The 20,082-nt window shown below is 63.7% G+C and carries 21 protein-coding genes; 6 read left to right on the forward strand and 15 right to left on the reverse strand.

What is annotated here, in order from left to right:
• Positions 1 to 36: 36 nt before the first annotated feature.
• Positions 37 to 618: a hypothetical protein gene (locus AC3RCM_RS11320; RefSeq protein WP_457250575.1), complete on the forward strand. Its 582-nt coding sequence runs from the start codon at positions 37 to 39 to the stop codon at positions 616 to 618.
• Positions 619 to 718: 100 nt separating this feature from the next.
• Here AC3RCM_RS11320 and AC3RCM_RS11325 read toward each other — a convergent pair whose 3' ends face one another.
• From AC3RCM_RS11325 to AC3RCM_RS11335, 3 genes are read right to left on the reverse strand one after another with little or no spacing between them, the layout of a single operon-like run.
• Complete coding sequence (locus AC3RCM_RS11325) at positions 719 to 955, reverse strand: hypothetical protein (protein ID WP_196766219.1); 237 nt, start codon at positions 953 to 955, stop codon at positions 719 to 721.
• A gap of 6 nt (positions 956 to 961) precedes the next feature.
• Entirely contained in the window at positions 962 to 1,129 is a 168-nt protein-coding gene (locus AC3RCM_RS11330) for a hypothetical protein (RefSeq protein WP_196766218.1), read from the reverse strand.
• A gap of 20 nt (positions 1,130 to 1,149) precedes the next feature.
• Entirely contained in the window at positions 1,150 to 1,914 is a 765-nt protein-coding gene (locus tag AC3RCM_RS11335; protein WP_064492676.1) for a hypothetical protein, read from the reverse strand.
• A gap of 176 nt (positions 1,915 to 2,090) precedes the next feature.
• On the opposite strand from AC3RCM_RS11335, the gene AC3RCM_RS11340 reads away from it, so the two are divergent.
• Positions 2,091 to 2,609, forward strand: a complete 519-nt coding sequence (locus AC3RCM_RS11340; RefSeq protein ID WP_457250572.1) for a DMT family transporter — start codon at positions 2,091 to 2,093, stop codon at positions 2,607 to 2,609.
• On the opposite strand, the gene AC3RCM_RS11345 is transcribed toward AC3RCM_RS11340, so the two are convergent.
• Positions 2,610 to 3,518, reverse strand: a complete 909-nt coding sequence (locus tag AC3RCM_RS11345) for a LysR family transcriptional regulator (protein WP_064492674.1) — start codon at positions 3,516 to 3,518, stop codon at positions 2,610 to 2,612. It abuts the gene before it with no gap.
• Positions 3,519 to 3,648: 130 nt separating this feature from the next.
• On the opposite strand from AC3RCM_RS11345, the gene AC3RCM_RS11350 reads away from it, so the two are divergent.
• The 3 genes from AC3RCM_RS11350 to AC3RCM_RS11360 all read left to right on the forward strand — a co-directional run bounded on the left by AC3RCM_RS11350 (position 3,649) and on the right by AC3RCM_RS11360 (position 6,911).
• Positions 3,649 to 4,863, forward strand: coding sequence for a YeeE/YedE thiosulfate transporter family protein (locus AC3RCM_RS11350; protein ID WP_198747661.1), 1,215 nt, complete (start codon positions 3,649 to 3,651; stop codon positions 4,861 to 4,863).
• 113 nt (positions 4,864 to 4,976) lie between these two features.
• Positions 4,977 to 5,951, forward strand: coding sequence for a quinone oxidoreductase family protein (locus AC3RCM_RS11355; RefSeq protein ID WP_457250569.1), 975 nt, complete (start codon positions 4,977 to 4,979; stop codon positions 5,949 to 5,951).
• A 39-nt stretch (positions 5,952 to 5,990) separates the two neighbouring features.
• On the forward strand, positions 5,991 to 6,911 hold the full coding sequence (locus AC3RCM_RS11360; protein ID WP_457250568.1) for a LysR family transcriptional regulator: 921 nt from the start codon (positions 5,991 to 5,993) through the stop codon (positions 6,909 to 6,911).
• Between the two features lie 32 nt (positions 6,912 to 6,943).
• Here the strand turns inward: AC3RCM_RS11360 and AC3RCM_RS11365 are convergent, their stop codons facing one another.
• The gene (locus AC3RCM_RS11365) at positions 6,944 to 7,273 is read right to left on the reverse strand and encodes a hypothetical protein (RefSeq protein WP_049588097.1); all 330 of its coding nucleotides are present in this window, start codon (positions 7,271 to 7,273) and stop codon (positions 6,944 to 6,946) included.
• Positions 7,274 to 7,347: 74 nt separating this feature from the next.
• Positions 7,348 to 7,998, reverse strand: a complete 651-nt coding sequence (locus tag AC3RCM_RS11370; RefSeq protein ID WP_457250566.1) for a DUF998 domain-containing protein — start codon at positions 7,996 to 7,998, stop codon at positions 7,348 to 7,350.
• A gap of 200 nt (positions 7,999 to 8,198) precedes the next feature.
• Here AC3RCM_RS11370 and AC3RCM_RS11375 point away from each other — a divergent pair, with 200 nt between their 5' ends.
• The gene (locus tag AC3RCM_RS11375; protein ID WP_003247694.1) at positions 8,199 to 8,948 is read left to right on the forward strand and encodes a FadR/GntR family transcriptional regulator; all 750 of its coding nucleotides are present in this window, start codon (positions 8,199 to 8,201) and stop codon (positions 8,946 to 8,948) included.
• A gap of 133 nt (positions 8,949 to 9,081) precedes the next feature.
• Here AC3RCM_RS11375 and AC3RCM_RS11380 read toward each other — a convergent pair whose 3' ends face one another.
• The 9 genes from AC3RCM_RS11380 to AC3RCM_RS11420 form a co-directional block, all read right to left on the reverse strand.
• Entirely contained in the window at positions 9,082 to 10,662 is a 1,581-nt protein-coding gene (locus AC3RCM_RS11380) for an aldehyde dehydrogenase (NADP(+)) (protein WP_064492669.1), read from the reverse strand.
• Positions 10,663 to 10,720: 58 nt separating this feature from the next.
• On the reverse strand, positions 10,721 to 12,274 hold the full coding sequence (gene garD / locus AC3RCM_RS11385) for a galactarate dehydratase (protein ID WP_014756302.1): 1,554 nt from the start codon (positions 12,272 to 12,274) through the stop codon (positions 10,721 to 10,723).
• 77 nt (positions 12,275 to 12,351) lie between these two features.
• Positions 12,352 to 13,716, reverse strand: a complete 1,365-nt coding sequence (locus tag AC3RCM_RS11390) for an MFS transporter (RefSeq protein ID WP_064492668.1) — start codon at positions 13,714 to 13,716, stop codon at positions 12,352 to 12,354.
• Positions 13,717 to 13,820: 104 nt separating this feature from the next.
• Positions 13,821 to 14,732 (reverse strand): 5-dehydro-4-deoxyglucarate dehydratase, encoded by a 912-nt coding sequence (gene kdgD / locus AC3RCM_RS11395; RefSeq protein WP_010954445.1) that lies wholly within the window; start codon positions 14,730 to 14,732, stop codon positions 13,821 to 13,823.
• Positions 14,733 to 15,295: 563 nt separating this feature from the next.
• Positions 15,296 to 16,105, reverse strand: coding sequence for a gamma-glutamyl-gamma-aminobutyrate hydrolase family protein (locus tag AC3RCM_RS11400; protein ID WP_020191450.1), 810 nt, complete (start codon positions 16,103 to 16,105; stop codon positions 15,296 to 15,298).
• 428 nt (positions 16,106 to 16,533) lie between these two features.
• Complete coding sequence (locus AC3RCM_RS11405) at positions 16,534 to 17,316, reverse strand: amino acid ABC transporter ATP-binding protein (RefSeq protein ID WP_010954443.1); 783 nt, start codon at positions 17,314 to 17,316, stop codon at positions 16,534 to 16,536.
• A 22-nt stretch (positions 17,317 to 17,338) separates the two neighbouring features.
• Positions 17,339 to 18,583: an NAD(P)/FAD-dependent oxidoreductase gene (locus tag AC3RCM_RS11410; protein WP_121783654.1), complete on the reverse strand. Its 1,245-nt coding sequence runs from the start codon at positions 18,581 to 18,583 to the stop codon at positions 17,339 to 17,341.
• Between the two features lie 16 nt (positions 18,584 to 18,599).
• Complete coding sequence (locus AC3RCM_RS11415; RefSeq protein ID WP_003247716.1) at positions 18,600 to 19,310, reverse strand: ABC transporter permease; 711 nt, start codon at positions 19,308 to 19,310, stop codon at positions 18,600 to 18,602.
• Positions 19,307 to 20,026: an ABC transporter permease gene (locus AC3RCM_RS11420; RefSeq protein WP_003247720.1), complete on the reverse strand. Its 720-nt coding sequence runs from the start codon at positions 20,024 to 20,026 to the stop codon at positions 19,307 to 19,309. The genes AC3RCM_RS11415 and AC3RCM_RS11420 overlap by 4 nt, the downstream gene beginning before the upstream one ends.
• Between the last annotated feature and the right edge of the window lie 56 nt (positions 20,027 to 20,082).

Genomic DNA, 20,082 nt, shown 5'->3' on the forward strand with positions numbered 1-20,082 from the left:
GCGCCTATTCGGACTTGATCACATGGAAGCACGCCTATGAACCCCATTCGTACTCTCGCTCGTGCTGTAGCCCTTGCCACGCTGGCCTCTGCTGCCAGCTTCACGGTACAGGCTGCCGGTATCCCCATCGGGAGCGAGGCGCTGGAAAGCCATGTCACCACTCAGGTAACGGCTATCGACCTGGCCACCCGCCAGGTCACGGTGAAAGGCCCTGACGAGAAGAAGGATGTGACGTTCCAGCTGACCGAAAGGGCCAAGGCGCTGCCCAACCTGAAAGTCGGTGACCAAGTCGACATCTACGTGACACGCGCCGTGGCCTATGTGCTCAATCCGGAAGTGGGTGGGGCGCCGAAAGCGACTGAAGAGTCCGGTACCATCCGTGCAACCGAGCAAAACCCCAACCCAGGCGGCGAGGCGTTCCGCCAGGTCAAGGTTACCTCTCAGATCAAGAAGATCGACCTCAAGACGCATGAGGTGAGCTTGTTGCCACCGGAGGGCAAGCTGCAGGTGGTCAAGGTCGAAAATCCAGACCTGCAGAAACGCATGAAGAACCTCAAGGTTGGCCAGACGGTTGACGCGATCTACACCGAAGTGCTGCGCGTCGAAACCTCGCGCTGACCTTGGCCGTTGCCGACCTCGGTTACTCGCCTACGATCGGCCGTTTGCGGTCCGGGCAGCCCGGTGCCGGGGAGTGGGTCTTAGCCGCTGGCGGCTTCGATCAAGGCCTGGGTTCGGCACGTTCGGAGTAGTCGACATTGACGAAGGCTTGGCGAATGCGGCCATCCTGGCCGATGACGAAAGCGCTGGCTATCGGCAGGCTGAGGTCGTCGCTTTCGTTCAGTGTCTTGAGGTCGGCGCCGAGTGCCCGGTACACCAGCGCTGGCTCCAGCTCAAAGACGATGCCGTAATGGCTTGGGGCCGCTTGGCAGTTGGTAGCGCACGTCCTTGTATTCACGGGTTTTCAGAGTGGCAGCACGGCCAGCGGGGCGTTGTCGCCGGCTTTGAGCGCGTGGTCCTCAGGATGCCTGGCGATAAGGGCTTGCAGCGAGGCGCCAAATTTTTCCAGCACCTCGGTGGGCAGTTGGGCCATCTGCTGTTTGACGGCGTCGAGTTTTGCCTTGAGTGACATGCGTGTTTCCTTGTGGTGGTTCACTGGGGCAGGCTTCGGGTGGCCCGGCTCTGGATGCGCTGTGAGGCCTTGCAGGCCGGGGGATGGCGCTCAAACAGCTGAAGTACCCAGTCGGGGCGGGTCTTGCTGGCATCGTTGAGCCAATTGGCGACCGAGTCCTGGGCGTATTTCTCGGCTTCGGCCAGCAGCGGTACCAGCAACGGCTCGGCCACTTCTGGTCGTTGCTTGAGCGTGGCAATGTGCTCGCACCAAACGCCACGCGGGCGCAGGATCTCGATGCAGAACCGACGTACCAGCGGGTCGGCATCACCGGTATGTCGGCCGAGTAGCGCCAGGGCGGTTTCAAGGTGCTGGGCCAGGCGCGGGCGCAGGGCGATCCAGGCCCATTCACGTACGCCGAAGTGCTCATCGCGGGCGAAGCGAAACTGCGCCAGCAGGGCATCTTCCGCAGGCTGCGAGCGTGACAGGTACGCCTGGGCGAACGCCGCCCAGCTGCGCACGGTATCGGACGGGTGCGTGCAGCATTGCTCGAACACTTGCTGGCGCAACGACTCGGCGGCTTGCTCCAGCCACTTGCCCAGTGCCAGGCCAATGGCCGCCACTTTTTTTGACAGGCCCAGTGCCTGGGTCTGGTCCGCACTGGCAGCGAGGTGCTCTACCAATGCTGCTGGCAGTTGGCCTGTCAAGGCGTTGACCAAGGCGGCTTGATCCACCGCCAGGCATTCGGCCAGGTTGCGGGTTGGCAGTTGGCCAAGGTCGATCAGGGACTTTCGGTCGTCGCTCATGGCTAAGGCTCCATGGCAGTGGCACGGTGCAGTCGATTGCCGGCCATGCGCACGCCGGCCGGAAGGAATGTTTCAGTATGCAGGGTACGAATAGTTCAAGTGCAGGATTTTGATTTCTATCAGTGCTGGGGCATGCAGCATCATGGTGGCCATCGATACCTTGGATGAGGACTGCCATGTTCAGTAAATCAATGCTTCTGCTGGCGCTTCCTGTGGCCATGACGTTGCTTGCCGGTGCGGTGTTGCCGTTTCAGGCCGCAGGTAATGCTGCGGCAGGTCGGGCACTTGGGCACTGGCTGTGGGGGGCTTTCACATCGTTGACGGTGAGCATGCTGGTGGTGATCGCTGCCCTGCTGATTATCCGGGTACCGGCGCCAGACATGGGCAAGGCCCTGCAGGGGCCCTGGTGGTTATGGATTGGTGGCGTGCTGGGGGCAATGTATGTAGCCGGCGCCGCAGCACTCACCCCTAAACTTGGCGCAGCAGGGTTCCTGGTACTGGTGGTGGCGGGGCAGATCATCACGGCAGTGCTTGCCGACCACTACGGGGTGATGGGGCTGGGTGGCAAGCCGCTCAGTCTGGCCAGGGTGGCTGGCGTGGTGCTGATCCTGTGCGGAGTGCTGCTGGTACAGGGCACTTGGGCAACGGCGTCACCGGCCCACCCGACGGCAGCTGTGAAGGCGCAAGAAAACTGATCAGCGCCCTGGTTGGCTGCAGGCCCATACGGTTTCGCGCAACCAGCGGTGCCCGGGGTCACTGTCCTTGCGGTTGTGCCAGGCTTGCTGATAGTCGAACGAGGGGATGGCCAGTGGCGGTGTGAACTGGCGCAGTGTCTTATGTTGGCGCAACGACCCCACAGCGCGGCTGGCCACTGTCAGGATCAGGTCGGTGCCGGCCAGCACTTCGACTGCCGCACTCCAGTGTGGCAAGGCCAGGGCAATACGGCGTTGCAGGCCCCGGGCAGCCAGTGCGCGCTCGATTTCATCGAAAGCATCCGGACGCATGGCCATCAATACATGTGGGCGTGCCAGCCAGTCTTCCAGCGTCATGCCGCCGCTGGCAGGCAGCACCTGGCGATCGGCAACGCTGATGAAGCGATCGGCAAACAGGGGCTGGGCGGTGATGTCCTGAGGCAGTTCGGGGAACAGGCCCAGGGCCAGATCCAGCTCGCCATCGAGCAACTGCGCCAACATGGTTTCACGGCTGGCCTGGCTGATGGCCAGGTCCACCCCGGGCGCGACTTTGCGCAGGTGGCGCAGCAGGCGCGGCAGGATGATGCGCGAAGCGTAGTCGGACAGCGACAGCCGGAACCGGCGCTGGGCCCTGGCTGGTTCGAACAGTGGGGTGGCCAGCAGGCTGTCGAGATTGCTCAGTGCATCCTGTAGCGGTTGTGCCAGCGATTGGGCGCGGGCGGTGAGGGCCATGCTGCCGCCTTGGCGTACCAGCAAGGGGTCGTCGAAGTGTTTGCGCAATTGCGCCAAGGCGTGACTGACCGCCGGTTGACTGCGGTGCAGGCGCAGGGCTGCACGGGTCACGTGCCTTTCGCTGAGCAGGGCGTGCAGGGCGAGCAGCAGGTTGAGGTCGATCTTGCGCAGTTCATCCATCGGGTGAATGGCCTTGGTCAATTCTGGCGACTTGAATCAGCTTAACAAATGCTTTGTGTGTTCCTACAACGATTGTGTCGGCTGTTGGGCGTATACTCCCTGTCCGGTTTACTATTGTCCGAGTATTTTGATGGGTCTTTCCGCAACTGCCACGCCTGAACCACGTCGCCTCGGCGCGCCATTGATCGCCTTGACCTTGATGCTGGCCAGTGCCTGGTTCCTCAACCTCAATGCCGGCTTCAAGCAGGTGGTGTTGCTGCTGGTCGGCACCGCCCTTGGCCTGACGCTGTACCACGCCGCCTTCGGTTTCACCTCAGCCTGGCGGGTGTTTATCAACGAGCGCCGTGGCGCGGGCCTGCGTGCGCAGATGGTCATGCTGACCCTGGCGGTGCTGCTGTTCTTCCCGGCGTTGTCAGCTGGCAGCCTGTTCGGTAACCCGGTCACTGGCCTGGTTGCCCCTGCGGGTGTTTCAGTGGTGTTCGGTGCATTCATTTTCGGCATCGGCATGCAGTTGGGTGGCGGCTGCGCATCGGGCACGCTGTTCACCGTGGGGGGAGGTAATGCGCGCATGCTGGTGACTCTGCTGTTCTTCATCATCGGCTCGGTCAGCGCCACCCACCATGCCGATTGGTGGTTTGCCTTGCCGTCGCTTCCGGCCACCTCGATCGTGCAGGCCTGGGGGATAGGGCCTGCGCTGCTGGCAAGTCTGGCGGTGTTCGGGCTGATCGCCTGGGCCACCGTGGTGCTTGAGAAGCGCCGGCATGGCGCGCTTGAAGCACTGCCTGCCAGCGAGCACCAAGGCCTTCGCCGCTTCCTGCGTGGCCCCTGGCCCTTGCTGTGGGGCGCCATCGCCCTGGCCTTGCTTAACTACGCGACCTTGGCGCTGGCGGGGCGGCCTTGGGGCATTACCTCGGCTTTCGCCTTGTGGGGGGCCAAGGTCCTCAGCGGGCTGGGCGTGGATGTCGGTAGCTGGGTGTTCTGGCAGGCACCGGCCAATGCCAAGGCTTTGGCTGCGCCGCTGTGGCAGGACATCACCACGGTAATGGACCTGGGCATCGTAATGGGTGCGTTGCTGGCGGCGGGCCTGGCCGGGCGTTTTGCACCAAGCCTGAAGATTCCGCTGCCGTCGCTGGTGGCCGCAGTGATTGGCGGCCTTCTGCTGGGCTATGGTTCGCGCCTGGCTTACGGCTGCAACATTGGTGCTTACTTCAGTGGTATCGCCTCGGGTAGCTTACACGGCTGGTTGTGGCTGGTGGCGGCCTATACCGGCAACCTGATAGGCGTGCGCCTGCGCCCCTTGTTCTTCGTCGGTGAACGGCGCCCTACGATGCTTACTGGCTGCTGATGCACTGACTGAATTGCTGCAAGGGGTGCAGAAATCATCTGCATCCCGCCTGATTGTTCAACTTTTGCTTCCTGTTTAGCCTGACTCGAGCACTCATTCAGCAGGATTCGATCATGGCTACCCGCATCATTCTCAATAGCACCGGCGCTGCCGACGTGATGCAGCTTGAACACGTAGCAGCACAATCTCCAGGGCCTGGCCAGGTCTGGCTGGAGCAGACGGCCATGGGCGTGAACCCGCTGGATGTGTTGCAGCGCAAGGGGGGAGCAGCGCTGGCATTGCCTTCAGGCCTGGGGCTGGAAGGCGCTGGCAGGGTCTCGGCCATTGGCGATGGGGTGCACAACGTGCAGGTGGGCGACCGGGTCGCTTACGCGATGGGGCCGGTCGGTGCCTATGCCAGTGGCCGGCTGTTCCCGGCCGAGCGGCTGGTCCCGCTGCCGCCGCAGTTGGAGGACGAGGCCGCCGCAGCGGTGCTGTTCAAGGGAATCACGGCGCAATATCTGTTGAAAACCACCTATGCCGTAGGGCCGGGCACCCAGGTGTTGTTGTACGGTGCGGCTGGTGCTTTGGGCCAGCTGATGGTGCCTTGGGCGCGGCACCTGGGGGCGACGGTGATAGGGGTGGTATCGCGCCTGCATAGTGTGGAGCGGGCACGGGCGGCGGGTTGCCAGCATGTGCTGGTGTTCGACGCGGAAACCTTGGCCAGCCAGGTGCGTGAGCTGACCCAAGGCCAAGGTGTGGACGTAGTGTACGATTGCGTGGGCAAGGTGTCGCTTGAGGCCTCGTTGGGCAGCCTGAGGGTGCGCGGCTTGTTGGTATCGTTCGGCGGCACCTCCGGTGCACCGCCTGCCATCGAGGTGGCCACGCTCAATGCCAATGGCTCGCTGTACCTGACCCGGCCATCGCTCGCAGCACACACCCGCACGGTCAAGGAGTACCAGCAGCGCGCGGCCGATGTGCTGGCAGCGGTTGCCGAAGGTATCGTCCAGCCTCGGGTCTGGCGATGCTTCCCGCTGGCTGAAGCAGCCAAGGCCCATGAGTACCTGGAGCAAGGGCGGTCGGAGGGCGCGCTGGTGCTGACTGCCTGATCCGCCCCCTGATTTCACTGCCCTGAGCCGAGCCTTGCCATGGATACCTTCGACAGTCGCCGCGCTGATGAACTTGCCACCCTGCTGGCCTTGTATGAGCAGGGCTCGTTTGCTGCCGCCGGGCGGCAACTGGAGCGCCACCCTACGGTGCTGTCGAAACGCCTGAGTGCTTTAGAGACGCGGCTGGGCATTCGCCTGGTGGAGCGCAGTACGCGGCAACTGCGCTTTACCGATGAGGGCGAGCGGCTGGTAGCCAAGGTTCTCGAGGCTAGCCGGCTGATTGCCGAAGCGGAGGAAGAGGCAGCCGAAGGTGCGGCAACGGTCCGTGGGCGTCTGCGTCTGGCGTTGCCGGCGGCCATGGGCCGACGCTGGTTGAGCGGCATGCTGGCCGACTTTGTACTGGCCTACCCGCAGGTAATCGTGGAGACCGAGTATGCCGATCGTTTCGTCGACCTGATCGGCGAGGGTTTCGACGCCGCGATCCGGATTGGTGAGCTGGCGGACAATCGTCTGGTGGCAAGTAAACTGTGCGATCACGTGCGGATCCTGTGCGCTTCTCCTCAATACCTTGCTCGGCATGGGGAACCCGCGCAGCCGGAAGATTTGGCGGTGCATAACTGTTTGGGTTTCAATGGCTTACGATCGTTTCCTGAATGGCGCCTGATGAGCGACACGCGACAGACAAGTGTCAAAGTTGCCGGCAGCCTTCGCAGTAATGACAACGAAGCGCTGCTGGAGGCGGCCCGGCGCGGCGTGGGGATTCTGGCCGGAGGTGACTGGCTCATGGGCGAGGACCTGGCCAGCGGATGCCTGGTAAGGGTGCTTGCGCAATGGCAGCTGGACAAGGCGGCGGGCATTTACCTGGTACGGCCGACCGCGCGCCTGAACACGGCAGCGATGGGCGTCTTCAAGACCTGGCTAGAAGATCGCTTCAAGGCAGGCCCTCCTTGGAGACGCTGATGCGGCCTTTGCAGGCGTGAGTAAATAAAGAGTTATCGTCTTGCAACGGCATGCTGAACGCACTGCTCGAAGTACGTTTGCTTGATCGCTGCTGGCTTGAGCCGCGAGCGGCTGTTGTACGTCTGCTCGGTAATGCCGAAGGCAGTCATGCGCATCCAGGGTTTGGGGAATTTGCGTACCTGCAGCTTCTTGCGCGTGGCATACAAGGTCACCCCGGAAAGCTTGGCCTGTTGGGCCTCGGCGGCTATCTGCGCGCCCCAGCCGCAGGTGTGGCGATCGTTCTGGCTCAGTGCCCTGGCCTGGGCGCCGAAAGCGAGGGTGGCCAGCAGGCAGCCGGCCATCGTTGCTAGAAGTACTCGCATGTTGCTGTCCTAAGCATCTGAAAGAGAACGGAGTTTGCCTTCGCTTTCCGCAGCCGTGGGCCAGCAATTTGCCGTCAGGTCACAGCCATGCGCAGGGGACTGGCCTTCGGCTTCTGCAGGCTTGTCCAGGCCAGGCTGGCAACCCAGAGCACCGAAACACCATAGTTAAGGCGTTGATACAGGCCGAACAGCTGGCCACTCTGAGCCGCCTGGCCCATCAACGCGACGGTGATGATCGCCAACACCACGCAAGCCAGGGAAAACAGCGCCAGGGCGGGGGAGCCGGCAAGGCGGTTGCCTAGCCATGCCCATAGGGCGCTGGCCAAGGTCAGCGAGAGGAACATCAGCAGACCAAACAGGTTATGCAGTTGCTGCGAGGTAGATGGCTGTACCGGTGCACACCCCTGGTCGCAGGGGAACCAGCCGGTGCCCAAACTGCCCATGCCATGCAGCAACACCAGGCCCGCACTCAGCAGCGCCAGCTTCGAGCTATGCCAGCGCCGCATCAGGCCCCAGGCAAACAGGGCAAACAGCAGGGCTAGAGGGTAGTTGTTGACCTGTGGTGACCAGCTGTGGGTTGGCGAGCCTGCCGCGCCAAGCTGGCTCATGGCCTGTTGCAGGTGATCATAGCCAGGGTAGGCCTGGGCGGTGAGCCATACCCCCGCCAGCAGCCAGAGGGGGATCAGCAGGCCACTGCCGAGCAAAAGGCGGTCGAGGGTTTTCATACTGCAGATTCCTTCCATGGAACAGTGAGCGTGGAGGCGTACAGTACAGGCTCGCGCAGGCCATGGGCCAGTGATTCTGCGCGTTTTTTCATGGGGCCAGGGACTGCAAAGATGGGCAATAAATACCGCACGGGGTGTATGTGATCGTACAACCGCTTGCGCTATGATGAGCGCTGTCTTCCAAGGTGAAATACAGGGCAATGACAGAGCAGCAGGTACAGGCAAGGACCCGGCGCAAGCCGCGCAGTCTGGCCCAGGAACTGGTCACGGTGCTGACCGAACGCATTCGCAGCGGCCAGCTCAAGCGCGGCGACAAGCTGCCGACCGAATCGCAGATCATGGCCGAAGAGGGCGTCAGTCGCACGGTGGTGCGTGAGGCGATCTCGCGGTTGCAGGCCGCCGGGCAGGTAGAGACTCGCCACGGCATCGGTACATTCGTGCTGGATGCGCCGGCTACGGGCGGTTTCCGTATCGACCCGGCCACCGTGGTCACTCTGCGCGAAGTGCTGGCGGTGCTGGAGTTGCGCATTGCCCTGGAGATCGAGTCGGCTGGGCTGGCGGCTCAGCGGCGAAGCGACGAAGCCCTGGCCGGTATGCGGGCGGCGCTGGACGAACTCAACGAGGGGGCGGCCCACGCTACTGATGCGGTGTCGGCGGACTTCCAGTTCCACCTGCGCATTGCCCAGGCTAGCGGCAACCACTACTTCGCCGACATCATCAACCACCTGGGTACCAGCATCATCCCGCGCACCCGGCTGAATTCGGCGCGCCTGGCCCATGATGACCAGGCGCATTACATGAGCCGCCTGATGCATGAGCACGAGGCGATCTATGAGGCGATTGCCCGGCGTGACAGCGAAGGGGCGAAGATGGCCATGCGCATGCACCTGAGCAACAGCCGCGAGCGCTTGCGCCAGGCGCATGAGGCGGCTGAAGCGCAAGGAACCTGAAGCCTTTGCTGCCTGTACTGGCCTCTTCGCGGGCAAGATAGCCCTGTAGAAGCGGGCTTGCCCGCGAAGAGGCCAGTACAGTCAAAATTAAAAGCCCCGCCGTGCGCAGGGCTTTCCTGTTTCTGGCAACCAGTCAGATCGCCCCGTCACTCCACTGACCGTTCACCAACCGCCGCAGCCCCAGCGGGTTGCCGTCGCGCAGTGCCTCAGGCAGCAGCGTCTGCGGGTAGTTCTGGTAGCACACCGGGCGCAGGAAGCGGTCGATGGCCAAAGTGCCGACCGAGGTGCCACGCGCATCGGAGGTCGCCGGGTACGGGCCGCCGTGCACCATGGCATCACAGACTTCGACACCGGTCGGGTAGCCATTGACCAGGATTCGCCCGACTTTCTCCTCCAGCAGCGGCACCAGCCAGGCGAAGGCATCGAAGTCCTCCGCTTCGCCGATCAGCGTCGCGGTCAACTGGCCGCGCAGGCCGAGCAGCGCGTCGCGCAGTTGGTCGTTGTCCTGCACCTCTACGGCCACGGTGGTGGGCCCAAACACTTCTTCCTGCAACAGCGGGTCGGACTCGACCAGCAGGCGTGCATCGGCCTTGAACAGCTGAGCGCGCGCCTGGTTGCCTTCCTGCGCCTGGCCGGCCACATGCTCGATACCGGCATGGGCATGCAAGTGTTCAAGGCCGCCGACGTAGCTGTGCAAGCCGCCAGCATTGAGCATGGTTTGCCCGGCTTGCTGGTCCAGGTACTGGCCAAGGTCGGCGAGCAGTTGGCTGTACTGTGGCGACTGCAAGCCAATCACCAGCCCAGGGTTGGTGCAGAACTGCCCGGCGCCCATGCACACGGACCCCGCCAACTCGCGGGCAATGGCCTCGCCACGTTTGGCCAGGGCGCCTGGCAGGATGATGACCGGGTTGATGCTGGACATCTCGGCAAATACCGGGATTGGCTGCGGGCGCTCAGCGGCCATGCGGCAAAGGGCATCACCGCCTTTCAGCGAGCCGGTGAAGCCAACCGCCTGGATGGCCGGATGCTTGACCAGCCACTCGCCCACGCCGCCACCAAATACCATGTTGAACACGCCCTTGGGCATGCCGGTACGCTCAGCGGCGCGCACGATGGCGCAGCCGACCAGGTCGGCCGTGGCCATGTGGCCGCTATGCGCCTTGAATACCACCGGGCAGCCTGCGGCCAGGGCGGCGGCGGTATCACCCCCGGCGGTGGAGAAGGCCAGCGGGAAGTTGCTGGCCCCGAACACGGCGACCGGGCCTACGCCGATGCGCATCTGGCGCAGGTCTACGCGTGGCAGCGGCTGGCGCTCGGGCAGTGCCAGGTCGATGCGCGCGCCGAGGAAGTCGCCGCGGCGCAGCACCTGGGCGAACAGGCGCATCTGCCCGCTGGTGCGGCCGCGCTCGCCCTGGATACGGGCGGCGGGCAGGGCGGTTTCGCGGCAGACGATGGCGACGAAGGTGTCATCCAGTTCGTCGAGTTCAGCGGCGATGGCGTCGAGGAACTCGGCCCGACGCGCCGGGGCCAGTTGGCGGAACTCGGCGAAGGCTGCGGCAGCGGCCTTGGCGGCCTGGTCCACTTCGGCTTCGGTGGCCTGGGCAAAGCTGTAGGGCAGGGCTTCGCCAGTGCTGGCGTCCAGGCTCTGCAGGCGCTGAGGGCCAGCGGCACTGCGCTGACCGGCGATGAAGTTATGGCCGAGGATCTCAGGCATGGGGTGCTCCTGTGGGATTGAGAGTGGCGTGTGTGAATGCGTGGTCAGGGCTGCGGCATCAGGTAATGGGCGCCGGGTTGAACAGGGTGATGTCGTTGTGCAGCCGGTGTTGTTCGGCCCAGGTCTGCTTGCGACCGCTGGCCACGTCCAGGTAGTAATGGAACAGCTCCCAGCCCAGCTCCTCGATGGTCGAGCGACCACTGGCGATGCGGCCGGCGTCGATGTCGATCAGGTCGGGCCAACGCTGGGCCAGTTCGCTGCGGGTGCACACCTTGACCACCGGCGCCATGGCCAGGCCATACGGGGTGCCACGGCCGGTAGTGAAGACGTGCAGGTTCATGCCGGCCGCCAGTTGCAAGGTGCCACAGACAAAGTCGCTGGCCGGGGTGGCGCAGAAAATCAGGCCTTTGCGGTTGACCCGTTCGCCTGGGCCGAGCACACCCTGGATAGCGCCGCTGCCCGACTTGACGATCGAACCCAGCGATTTCTCGACGATGTTCGACAGCCCGCCTTTCTTGTTGCCCGGCGTGGTGTTGGCGCTGCGGTCGGCGGCGCCTTGCTGCAGGTAGCGGTCGTACCAGTCCATTTCGCGCACCAGCGCGTCGGCAACGTCCTGGTTTTCCGCGCGCGAAGTCAGCATGTAGATCGCGTCGCGCACCTCGGTCACTTCAGAGAACAGCACGGTGGCGCCAGCGCGGACCAGCAGGTCGGCGGCATAGCCCAGTGCCGGGTTGGCGGTGATGCCCGAGAAGGCGTCGCTGCCACCGCATTGCATACCGAGGATCAGTTCGCTGGCCGGGACCGTTTCGCGGCGGCGCTGGTCGAGCTTCTTCAGGCGGGTTTCGGCCAGGTCCATGATCTGCTCGATCATTTCGACAAAGCCAAGGCTGGCATCTTGCAGGCGGTACAGCCATGGGTCGCTGAGGTCCACCGAGGGGTCGTTGTCGTGCATCACCTGGCTGGCTTGCAGTTTTTCACAGCCCAGGCTGATCACCAGTGCCTCGCCGCCGAGGTTTGGGTTGCGCGCCAGGTTGCGCACGGTGCGGATCGGGATGTAAGCGTCGCGGGCGTTGATTGCCACACCGCAGCCGTAGCTGTGGGTAATGGCCACCACGTCATCGACGTTGGGGTATTTGGGCAGCAGTTCGTTGCGAATGCGCTTGACTGCATGTTCCAGCACGCCGGTCACGCACTGCACGGTGGTGGTGATGCCGAGGATATTGCGGGTGCCGACAGTGCCGTCGGCGTTGCGATAGCCCTCGAAGGTGAAGCCCTCAAGCGGCGGCAGCGGTTGTGGCACTGCATCGCAGCGCGGCAGGCTGTCCAGTTCCGGGGCGGCCGGCATGGCCAGCTGGCTTTCCTGCACCCAGCTGCCTTGGCGCAGGTCTTCCAGCGCGTAGCCGATGATTTGCCCGTAGCGGCGCACGGGCTCGCCCTTGGCGATGGCCACGGTGGCCACCTTGTGGCTTTGCGGCACGCCTTCGATCAGGGTCAGGCCGTCGGCGAAGCGGGCGCCTTCGCCCAAGCCGCCGTCGTTGACGACGACCACGACGTTGTCGTCGTCGTGCAGGCGGACGTAGCGGGGCGAGTCGGAGTGTTCGATCAACTGCATGTTTGGGCCCTACTTGTCAGGTTCTCAGGCTTTTGTACATCCGCCCATGCCGGGTGACCCGGCGCGGGCGTGTTTTTTCAGTGACGCGAGCTGGCCAGTTCGCCGTCGGAGGCCGGCTCAGCGTGTGGCTTTGGGGCAGCATCACGCAATTCGATACGCTTGATGGGGCCCACGATTACCAGGTAGCTGAATACCGCTACCAGCGCATTGGCACCCACGTACACGAGCGCCCACTTGAACGAGCCGGTGGCGCTGATGATGTAGCCGATCACGATAGGGGTGGTGATCGACGCGATGTTGCCGAAGGTGTTGAACAGGCCACCGGACAGCCCGGCGATCTGCTTGGGTGAAGTGTCCGCGACCACCGCCCAGCCCAGCGCGCCGATGCCCTTGCCGAAAAACGCCAGCGTCATGAAGCCAACCACCATCCACTCGGCATCGACGTAGTTGCAGAACACCATGGTGGTGGACAGCAGCAGGCCACAGACGATCGGCAGTTTGCGCGAGAAGGTCAGCGAGTTGCCGCGGCGCAGCAGCCAGTCGGAGATCACACCACCCAGGACGCCGCCGATGAATCCACACACCGCCGGCAGCGAGGCGATGAAGCCGGCCTTGAGGATGGTCATGCCGCGCTCCTGCACCAGGTACACCGGGAACCAGGTGAGGAAGAAGTAGGTGATGGCGTTGATGCAGTACTGGCCCAGGTACACGCCCAGCAGCATGCGGCTGGTCAGCAACTGCTTGATGTAACCCCATTTCGGGCCGTCGCTGCCGCGCTTCTGATCCATGTCGACCAGGCCGCCGTTCTGCTCGATGTGCTCGAGTTCGCTTGGGCTGATGCGCGGGTGTTGGCGCGGGTTGTAGATGGTCTTCAGCCACACCATCGAGAAGATGATGCCCAGCACACCCATGACCACGAACACGTGCTCCCAGCCGAAGCTGAACACGATCCAGCCCATGATCGGGGCGAACAGTGCAGTGGCGAAATACTGCGCCGAGTTGAAGATGGCCGACGCCGTGCCGCGTTCCTGGGTCGGGAACCATGCGGCGACGATGCGCGCGTTACCCGGGAATGACGGGGCTTCGGCGAAACCGACCAGGAAGCGCAGGGTGAAGAGGGTGACCACAGCCCAGGCAACCGGCAGGCCACCGACAAACCCTTGCAGCAGGGTGAACAGCGACCAGGTGAATATGCTGAAGGCGTAGACGTTCTTGGAACCGAAGCGATCGAGCAGCCAGCCACCAGGAATCTGGCCAGCCACGTAAGCCCATCCGAAGGCGGAAAAGATATAACCGAGGGTTACGGCGTCAATGCCGAGGTCTTTCTGCAGGCTGGAGCCTGCGATAGCAATGGTCGCGCGGTCGGCATAGTTGATCGTGGTCACCAGAAACAGCATGAACAGGATCAGGTAGCGCACATGCGTTTTCTTAGTCGCTTGCATGCTGGCAATACTCCCACTAGTTATTTTTGTGCGGGCTCACGAATTGTAACCGGAGTGGGGCAGGCCCACTCCGGGCGCGGCATCTGGCAGGCCGCGGGCAGCGCTTACTGCGGGCCCATCTTGTCCATCAGCGCGGCGAGCATTTCGTACTCTTCGGCGGTGAGGTCAGTCAGCGGGGTACGCACCGGGCCGGCGTCGTAACCGGCAATTCTGGCGCCGGCCTTGACGATGCTCACGGCGTAGCCGGCCTTGCGGTTGCGGATGTCCAGGTATGGCAGGAAGAAATCGTCGATCAGCTTGGCCACGGTGGCGTGGTCGTCACGGGCGATGGCGTTGTAGAAGTCCATGGCGGTTTTCGGCACGAAGTTGAACACCGCGGAGGAGTACACCGGTACGCCCAGGGCCTTGTAGGCGGCGGCATACACTTCGGCGGTCGGCAGGCCACCCAGGTAGCTGAAGCGCTCGCCCAGGCGACGACGGATCGACACCATCAGCTCGATATCACCCAGTCCGTCCTTGTAGCCGATCAGGTTCGGGCAGCGCTCGGCCAGTTTTTCCAGCAGGTCGGCGTTCAGGCGGCAGACGTTGCGGTTGTACACCACCACACCGATGTTTACCGATTTGCACACCGCTTCGACGTGGGCGGCGACGCCGTCCTGGCTGGCTTCGGTCAGGTAGTGCGGCAGCAACAGCAGGCCTTTGGCACCCAGGCGCTCGGCTTCTTGCGCGTATTCGATGGCCTGACGGGTGGAGCCACCGACACCGGCGAGGATCGGTACCGAAGTGGCGCAGGTGTCGACCGCGGTCTTGATCACCTGGCTGTATTCGCTGGCGGCCAGGGAGAAGAATTCACCGGTACCGCCAGCGGCGAACAGCGCGCTGGCGCCGTATGGGGCCAGCCACTCGAGGCGCTTGATGTAGCCAGCCGGGTTGAAGTCGCCCTGGGCATTGAAGTCGGTGACCGGGAAAGACAGCAGGCCGTGGGAGAGGATGGATTTGAGTTCTTGTGGATTCATTGTTGTTGGCATCCTGTGGCGCTTGGGTGAGGGGTGTGGCTTTTCGTTGGAGGTAAGTTATCGTACAACCTGCGTGATGACTAGTCCTTTTTCAGAATTTTGTGTTCTCGCCAGGGTGGTTGTCTGGATATGTGTGTTGTGGCGCAGATCGAGCGCCGCCCGCGCGGCGCTTCGCGGGTAAACCCGCTCCTACGTTTGTTTCGGGCCAGTATCGTCTGTGTCAGACGCGCGCGACTGCCTTGTTTATACGACACGATATCGAGGCATGCGCCAAGGCGTTCGCGCGCAAATGCCACAGGCATAACTGGCCCGAAACAAACGTAGGAGCGGGTTTACCCGCGAAGCGCCGCGCGGGCGGCGCTCGATTTCACAGGCGCAGCAGGTACGACGACAAACACATAGCAGTCATCGTATCTCTTGAGGGGAGGGAAAAAACGATCGCGGAGACAGGCACAAGCCCGCCGCCCGATTCCACGGGAAGAGTTCTGGGACCAGCAGAGGGTGACCGGGGAAACGGGGGCGGCCTTGCGCCGCCCCGCGATCAAAGCAGAGGAAACTGAAGGTCAGGCCGCGTGCTGGCGCTTGATTTGCGCCTTGCGTACCTGGGCCCGGCAAGCATCGCCGAAAGCCTGGAAGATCTTTATCGAATCAGGGTTCTTCGCCGCTTGCCATTCAGGGTGCCACTGCACCGCGAACAGGAACGGCGAAATGCTTGGCGCGTGAATCGCTTCGACCAGGCCATCTTCGGCACGGGCGATCGCTTCAATACCGGCGCCAAGCTTATGCAGGCCTTGGCCATGCAGCGAGTTGACGCGAATCTCGTCGGTACCCAGGGTGTCATGCAGCCAGCTGCCCGGCTGGATCTTCACCCCATGCACCTGGGCGTACTGCACTTCGACCGGGTCTTCCGGGTTTTCCCGGTGGTCATTGAACCCAGGTTCGGCATACACCTTCTGGTAAATGTCGCCACCCAGGGCCACGTTGATTTCCTGCATGCCACGGCAGATGCCGAAGATGGGCAGGCCACGCTTGATCGCCGCCTTGACCAGCGGAATGTCGAACAGGTCGCGGTTCTGGTCCTGGCCTTTGCCTGGGGTCTGGTTTTCCTGGCCATACAGGGCCGGGTCGATGTTGCTGCCAGCGCCAGTCAGGTACACGCCGTCGGCCATGTCCAGGTAGGTCTCGAGGTCTTCAGTGCCGCAGCAGGTAGGCACCAATACCGGGACGCAACCGGAGAACTCGACCAGCGGGGTAATGTATTTGTGGGTCATGACCTGGTAGTCATGGCCTTTGCGCTCTTGGCTGCCCATGGTCATCAGGACGACGGGTTTGCGCAGGGAAGGTTGCTTGTTGCCAATGTTGCTGTTGGACATATGTCACCTTGGGACAGGTTCGACCTGTCGTTGTTGTGCAGGCGCACGGCTCGGGGCCCTGGGTGCTGCCTGTAGCCCCGAGCACTGCCGGCTCGTCAGAGGCGACGATTCCGGTCGGGGCTTGTAGATAGCTTGCCAGAGCCGTTCGATATGTCAAACGACGGAAGCAGGCTTTAACGCGGGGGATACGCCGTTTTCTGGGGGTTGAAACCGATGCGGGCCTGTCGCGGCGTGGGTTTGGCAGGGTCTGCGGTCAATAATATTTAACGATGCAGTTGGGTCATTGCAGCGGCGCAATGATTAGGTAACTTGAAGTAACCTCGGTCACTGTGGGAGCGGGCTTGCCCGCGAACACGGGCGAAGCCCGTGCCATCCACGGCGGTGTCTTCTTCGCGGGTATACTCGCTCCCACAGTGACAGGCTTTCAATCAGTGCAGGATCTGCGCCAGGAACGCCTTGGCCCGCTCGGTGCGCGGCTGGTTGAAGAACACCTGCGGCGGGCTGTCCTCGATGATCTGCCCACCCTCAAGGAACAGCACCCGCTCGGCTACCTGCCGGGCAAAGCCCATTTCATGGGTGACGCACAGCATGGTCATGCCCGTGCCAGCCAACTGCACCAGCACATCCAGCACCTCGGCAACCATTTCCGGGTCCAGCGCCGAAGTGGGCTCGTCGAACAGCATGATCCGCGGTTTCATGCACAGCGCCCGGGCGATTGCCACGCGCTGCTGCTGGCCACCGGACAGCTGGCTGGGGTACTTGTGCGCCTGGCTTTCGATGCCGACTTTGCTCAAGTACATGCGTGCCCGCTCCTCGGCGTCCTTGCGTGACAGCCCGCGCACGCTGGTGGGGGCCAGCAGGCAGTTGTCGAGCACGCTCATGTGCGGGAACAGGTTGAAGTGCTGGAACACCATGCCGATGTCGCTGCGCACCTGTGCCGCCTCGCGAGTGGTGGCCGCCAGGTCGATGCCGTCCACCTGGATGCTGCCCTGCTGGGCGACTTCCAGGCGGTTGATGCAGCGGATCAGGGTCGACTTGCCCGAGCCGGACGGCCCGCACAGCACGATGCGTTCGCCTTCGCGCACCTGCAGGTCGATGTCGCGCAGCACGTGGAACGCGCCATAGTGTTTGTTCAGGCCTTCGATGCGGATCAGCACCGGACGCGGGTCGGGTTCGGGGGCAAGGGTGGCAAGGCTCAGTGGTGCGGTCATCTTGTTGTTCTCCCGCGTGGGTTCAGTCGAAACGGGTCGCGCTGTAAGGCGCGGGGTCGGTGAAGGGGGGCTCGCCAGTGAGCAGCTCGGCCAGCAGCCGGCCGCAGACCGGGCCCAGCGTGAGGCCGTGATGGGCATGGCCGAAGTTGAACCACAGCCCTGGGTGGCGCGGCGCCGGCCCGATCACCGGGCGCATGTCGGGCAGGCAGGGGCGGCGGCCCAGCCATGGCGTGTCGTCCAGACGTTCGCCGAGGGCCGGGAACAGCTTGCGCGCCAAGGCCTCGCAGCGGCCCAGCTGAATCTGATTGCCAGGTGCACTGGCTGCGTCGAACTCGATGCCGGTGGTCAGGCGCACGCCGCGCGCCATCGGCGCCAGTACGTAGCCGCCTTGGGTGTCGCAGATCGAGTGCTCCAGCTGAGCGCCGTCACGGGTGCTGTAGTGCATGTGGTAGCCCCGCTTGATTGCCAGCGGGATCTGGTAGCCCAGGCCGCTGAACAGGTCGGCTGACTGTGGCCCAAGGCAGGCCACCACCTCGTCGGCAGTGATCGGGCCACGCTGGCTCTCTACCCGCCATTGGCCATTGGCCTGGCGCAGGCTGCGCGCATCGCCATGCACGAACTGCCCGCCGCGTTGCAGGAACAACGCCGCATAGCCACGGGTGAGCGCGCCGGGGTTGTTCACGGTTTTCGGATCGAGCCAGTGGATGCCACCGACCACGGTGGCGTCCAGCTGATGTTCACGTGCCTGCAACTGCCCGCATTCAAGGATTTCGAAGCGCAAGCCGTAGCGGCTCAGGCCCTTGGCATCGGTTTTTGCCTGCTCGAACAGCGCGGGGTCGCGGAACACTTCGATCCAGCCTTTGGCTTGCACCAGGCCTTCCAGGCCGGCGGCAGCGATCAGCGCGTCATGCTCGTCGACACAGCGCTGCACCAGCGGCAACATATCGGCGGCGGCGCCGGCCAGGCGCCCGGGTGCCGACTGGCGCCAGTAACGCCACAGCCACGGTGCGGCCTTGGGCAAGTGCGCCAGGCTGTAGCGCACATCGGGCTGGCGGTTCAGGCCGTAGCGCAGCAGTGCGCTCAGTTGCCGCGGGAAGGCATAGGGGATGACACTGGAGCGCTCGATCAGCCCGGCGTTACCGTGGCTGGTGCCACTGCCCGGTTCGTCGCGGTCGATCAGAATTACCTGGCGCCCGCGTGCCTGCAGGTGCAGCGCGGTGCTGACGCCGACGATGCCGGCGCCGAGGACAAGGGTCTGGCAATGCATGAAACGTATCCTTCGGTCAGTTCAGGTGGCGGCCCAGGCGGGCCTCCAGGTGTTTCAGCAGGCGCCGCACCAGTTCGACGATCACCAGGTAGAGCACAGCGGCCCACAGGTAGATCTGGAAGTCGAAACTGCGCGAGAAGGCCAGTTTGGTCACGCCCATCAGGTCGTAGATCGTCACCAGCGAGGCGATCGCGCTGGCCTTGATCATCAGGATCAGTTCGTTGCCCAACGGGCCAATGGCCACCAGCAGCGACTGCGGCAATATCACCTTGAAGAAGGTGGTCGAGCGCTTCAGGTTCAGCGCCCGCGCCGCTTCATGCTGGCCAGGCGCAACCGCCATCAGGCTGCCGCGGAAGATCTCGGCCTGATAGGCGGCGGTGTTCAGGGTGAACGCCAGCAAGGTGCAAAACCACGCATCCCGGAAGAACCACCACAGGCCGACGTCCTGCCAGAAACCCTTGAGCGAACCCAGGCCGTAATACAGCAGGAACAATTGCGCCAGCAGCGGCGAGCCGCGGAAGAAGTACACGTAGCCGGCAGCCATGCGCTGCAGCACCAGGCTGCGAGACAGGCGTGCAAGGGCCAGCAGAAGACCGAGCACAGCACCCAGGCTGAAGGAAATCGCCACCAGCTTGGCGGTTACCAGCAGGCCGTCGATGAAGCGCGGGCCATAGCGCTCCAGCAGGTCGGGGTCGAGCACCATTGCCAGCAGTTGATCGAAGCTCATGCGCGTGCTCCTTGCAGGTGGCGGTTGCTGCGCCGTTCGATGTAGGCGAACACGCGCCCGGACAGTGCCGCGAACAGCAGGTAGCCCAGGCAGGCGACGCCGTAGAAGAACATCGGTTCCTTGGTTACGCTGACCGCCAGGTTGGTCTGGCGCATCAGGTCGACCAGCGAGATGGTCGACACCAGCGAGGTGTCCTTGAGCAGCGACAGCCAGTTGTTGGACAAGCCGGGCAGGGCGATGCGGGTCAGTTGCGGCAGCAGCACCTTGAAGAAGCCGGTGCGCTTGCTAAGCCCAAGCGCCGAGCAGGCTTCCAGCTGGCCCTTGGGCAGGGTCTTGAAGGCGGCCAGCCAGATCTCGCTGGAAAACGCGGCGAACACCAGGCTGAAGGCGATCATCGCGGCGAGGAAGGTGTTGATGAGGAACTCACCTTGGTAGCCCATGGCGGCGAGGATCTTCTGCGCGGCGATCTGGCAGCCGTAATAGATGATCAGCAACGTCAGCAGCTCGGGCAGGCCGCGGAAGACGGTGGAAAAAGTGGTGGCCCAGGCCCGTGGCAGGCGTTTGCGCGAGCGCGCCGCCAGCGCGACCACCAGGCCCAGTGGCAGGCCGATGGGCAGGCAGGCCAGGGCCAGGGAAACAGTAACCAGCGCGCCGGCCAGCAACGCCTGGCCCCAGCCTCCGCTGGCGAAAGACAGCAAGGACAATTGATCGAGCATGACGAACCTCTTGGGCAGGTTATGCGGCCTTGTGGGAGCGGCCTTGCGGCCCTGTC

The sequence above is a fragment of the Pseudomonas sp. GW823-FHT05G12 genome, assembly GCF_058795575.1.

Coding starts and splice junctions, on each gene's coding strand:
- AC3RCM_RS11320 (WP_457250575.1), top strand. CDS start 37: ATGAACCCCATTCGTACTCTCGCTCGTGCTGTAGCCCTTGCCACGCTG.
- AC3RCM_RS11330 (WP_196766218.1), bottom strand. CDS start 1,129: ATGTCACTCAAGGCAAAACTCGACGCCGTCAAACAGCAGATGGCCCAA.
- AC3RCM_RS11335 (WP_064492676.1), bottom strand. CDS start 1,914: ATGAGCGACGACCGAAAGTCCCTGATCGACCTTGGCCAACTGCCAACC.
- AC3RCM_RS11340 (WP_457250572.1), top strand. CDS start 2,091: ATGTTCAGTAAATCAATGCTTCTGCTGGCGCTTCCTGTGGCCATGACG.
- AC3RCM_RS11345 (WP_064492674.1), bottom strand. CDS start 3,518: ATGGATGAACTGCGCAAGATCGACCTCAACCTGCTGCTCGCCCTGCAC.
- AC3RCM_RS11350 (WP_198747661.1), top strand. CDS start 3,649: ATGGGTCTTTCCGCAACTGCCACGCCTGAACCACGTCGCCTCGGCGCG.
- AC3RCM_RS11355 (WP_457250569.1), top strand. CDS start 4,977: ATGGCTACCCGCATCATTCTCAATAGCACCGGCGCTGCCGACGTGATG.
- AC3RCM_RS11360 (WP_457250568.1), top strand. CDS start 5,991: ATGGATACCTTCGACAGTCGCCGCGCTGATGAACTTGCCACCCTGCTG.
- AC3RCM_RS11365 (WP_049588097.1), bottom strand. CDS start 7,273: ATGCGAGTACTTCTAGCAACGATGGCCGGCTGCCTGCTGGCCACCCTC.
- AC3RCM_RS11370 (WP_457250566.1), bottom strand. CDS start 7,998: ATGAAAACCCTCGACCGCCTTTTGCTCGGCAGTGGCCTGCTGATCCCC.
- AC3RCM_RS11375 (WP_003247694.1), top strand. CDS start 8,199: ATGACAGAGCAGCAGGTACAGGCAAGGACCCGGCGCAAGCCGCGCAGT.
- AC3RCM_RS11380 (WP_064492669.1), bottom strand. CDS start 10,662: ATGCCTGAGATCCTCGGCCATAACTTCATCGCCGGTCAGCGCAGTGCC.
- garD (WP_014756302.1), bottom strand. CDS start 12,274: ATGCAGTTGATCGAACACTCCGACTCGCCCCGCTACGTCCGCCTGCAC.
- AC3RCM_RS11390 (WP_064492668.1), bottom strand. CDS start 13,716: ATGCAAGCGACTAAGAAAACGCATGTGCGCTACCTGATCCTGTTCATG.
- kdgD (WP_010954445.1), bottom strand. CDS start 14,732: ATGAATCCACAAGAACTCAAATCCATCCTCTCCCACGGCCTGCTGTCT.
- AC3RCM_RS11400 (WP_020191450.1), bottom strand. CDS start 16,105: ATGTCCAACAGCAACATTGGCAACAAGCAACCTTCCCTGCGCAAACCC.
- AC3RCM_RS11405 (WP_010954443.1), bottom strand. CDS start 17,316: ATGACCGCACCACTGAGCCTTGCCACCCTTGCCCCCGAACCCGACCCG.
- AC3RCM_RS11410 (WP_121783654.1), bottom strand. CDS start 18,583: ATGCATTGCCAGACCCTTGTCCTCGGCGCCGGCATCGTCGGCGTCAGC.
- AC3RCM_RS11415 (WP_003247716.1), bottom strand. CDS start 19,310: ATGAGCTTCGATCAACTGCTGGCAATGGTGCTCGACCCCGACCTGCTG.
- AC3RCM_RS11420 (WP_003247720.1), bottom strand. CDS start 20,026: ATGCTCGATCAATTGTCCTTGCTGTCTTTCGCCAGCGGAGGCTGGGGC.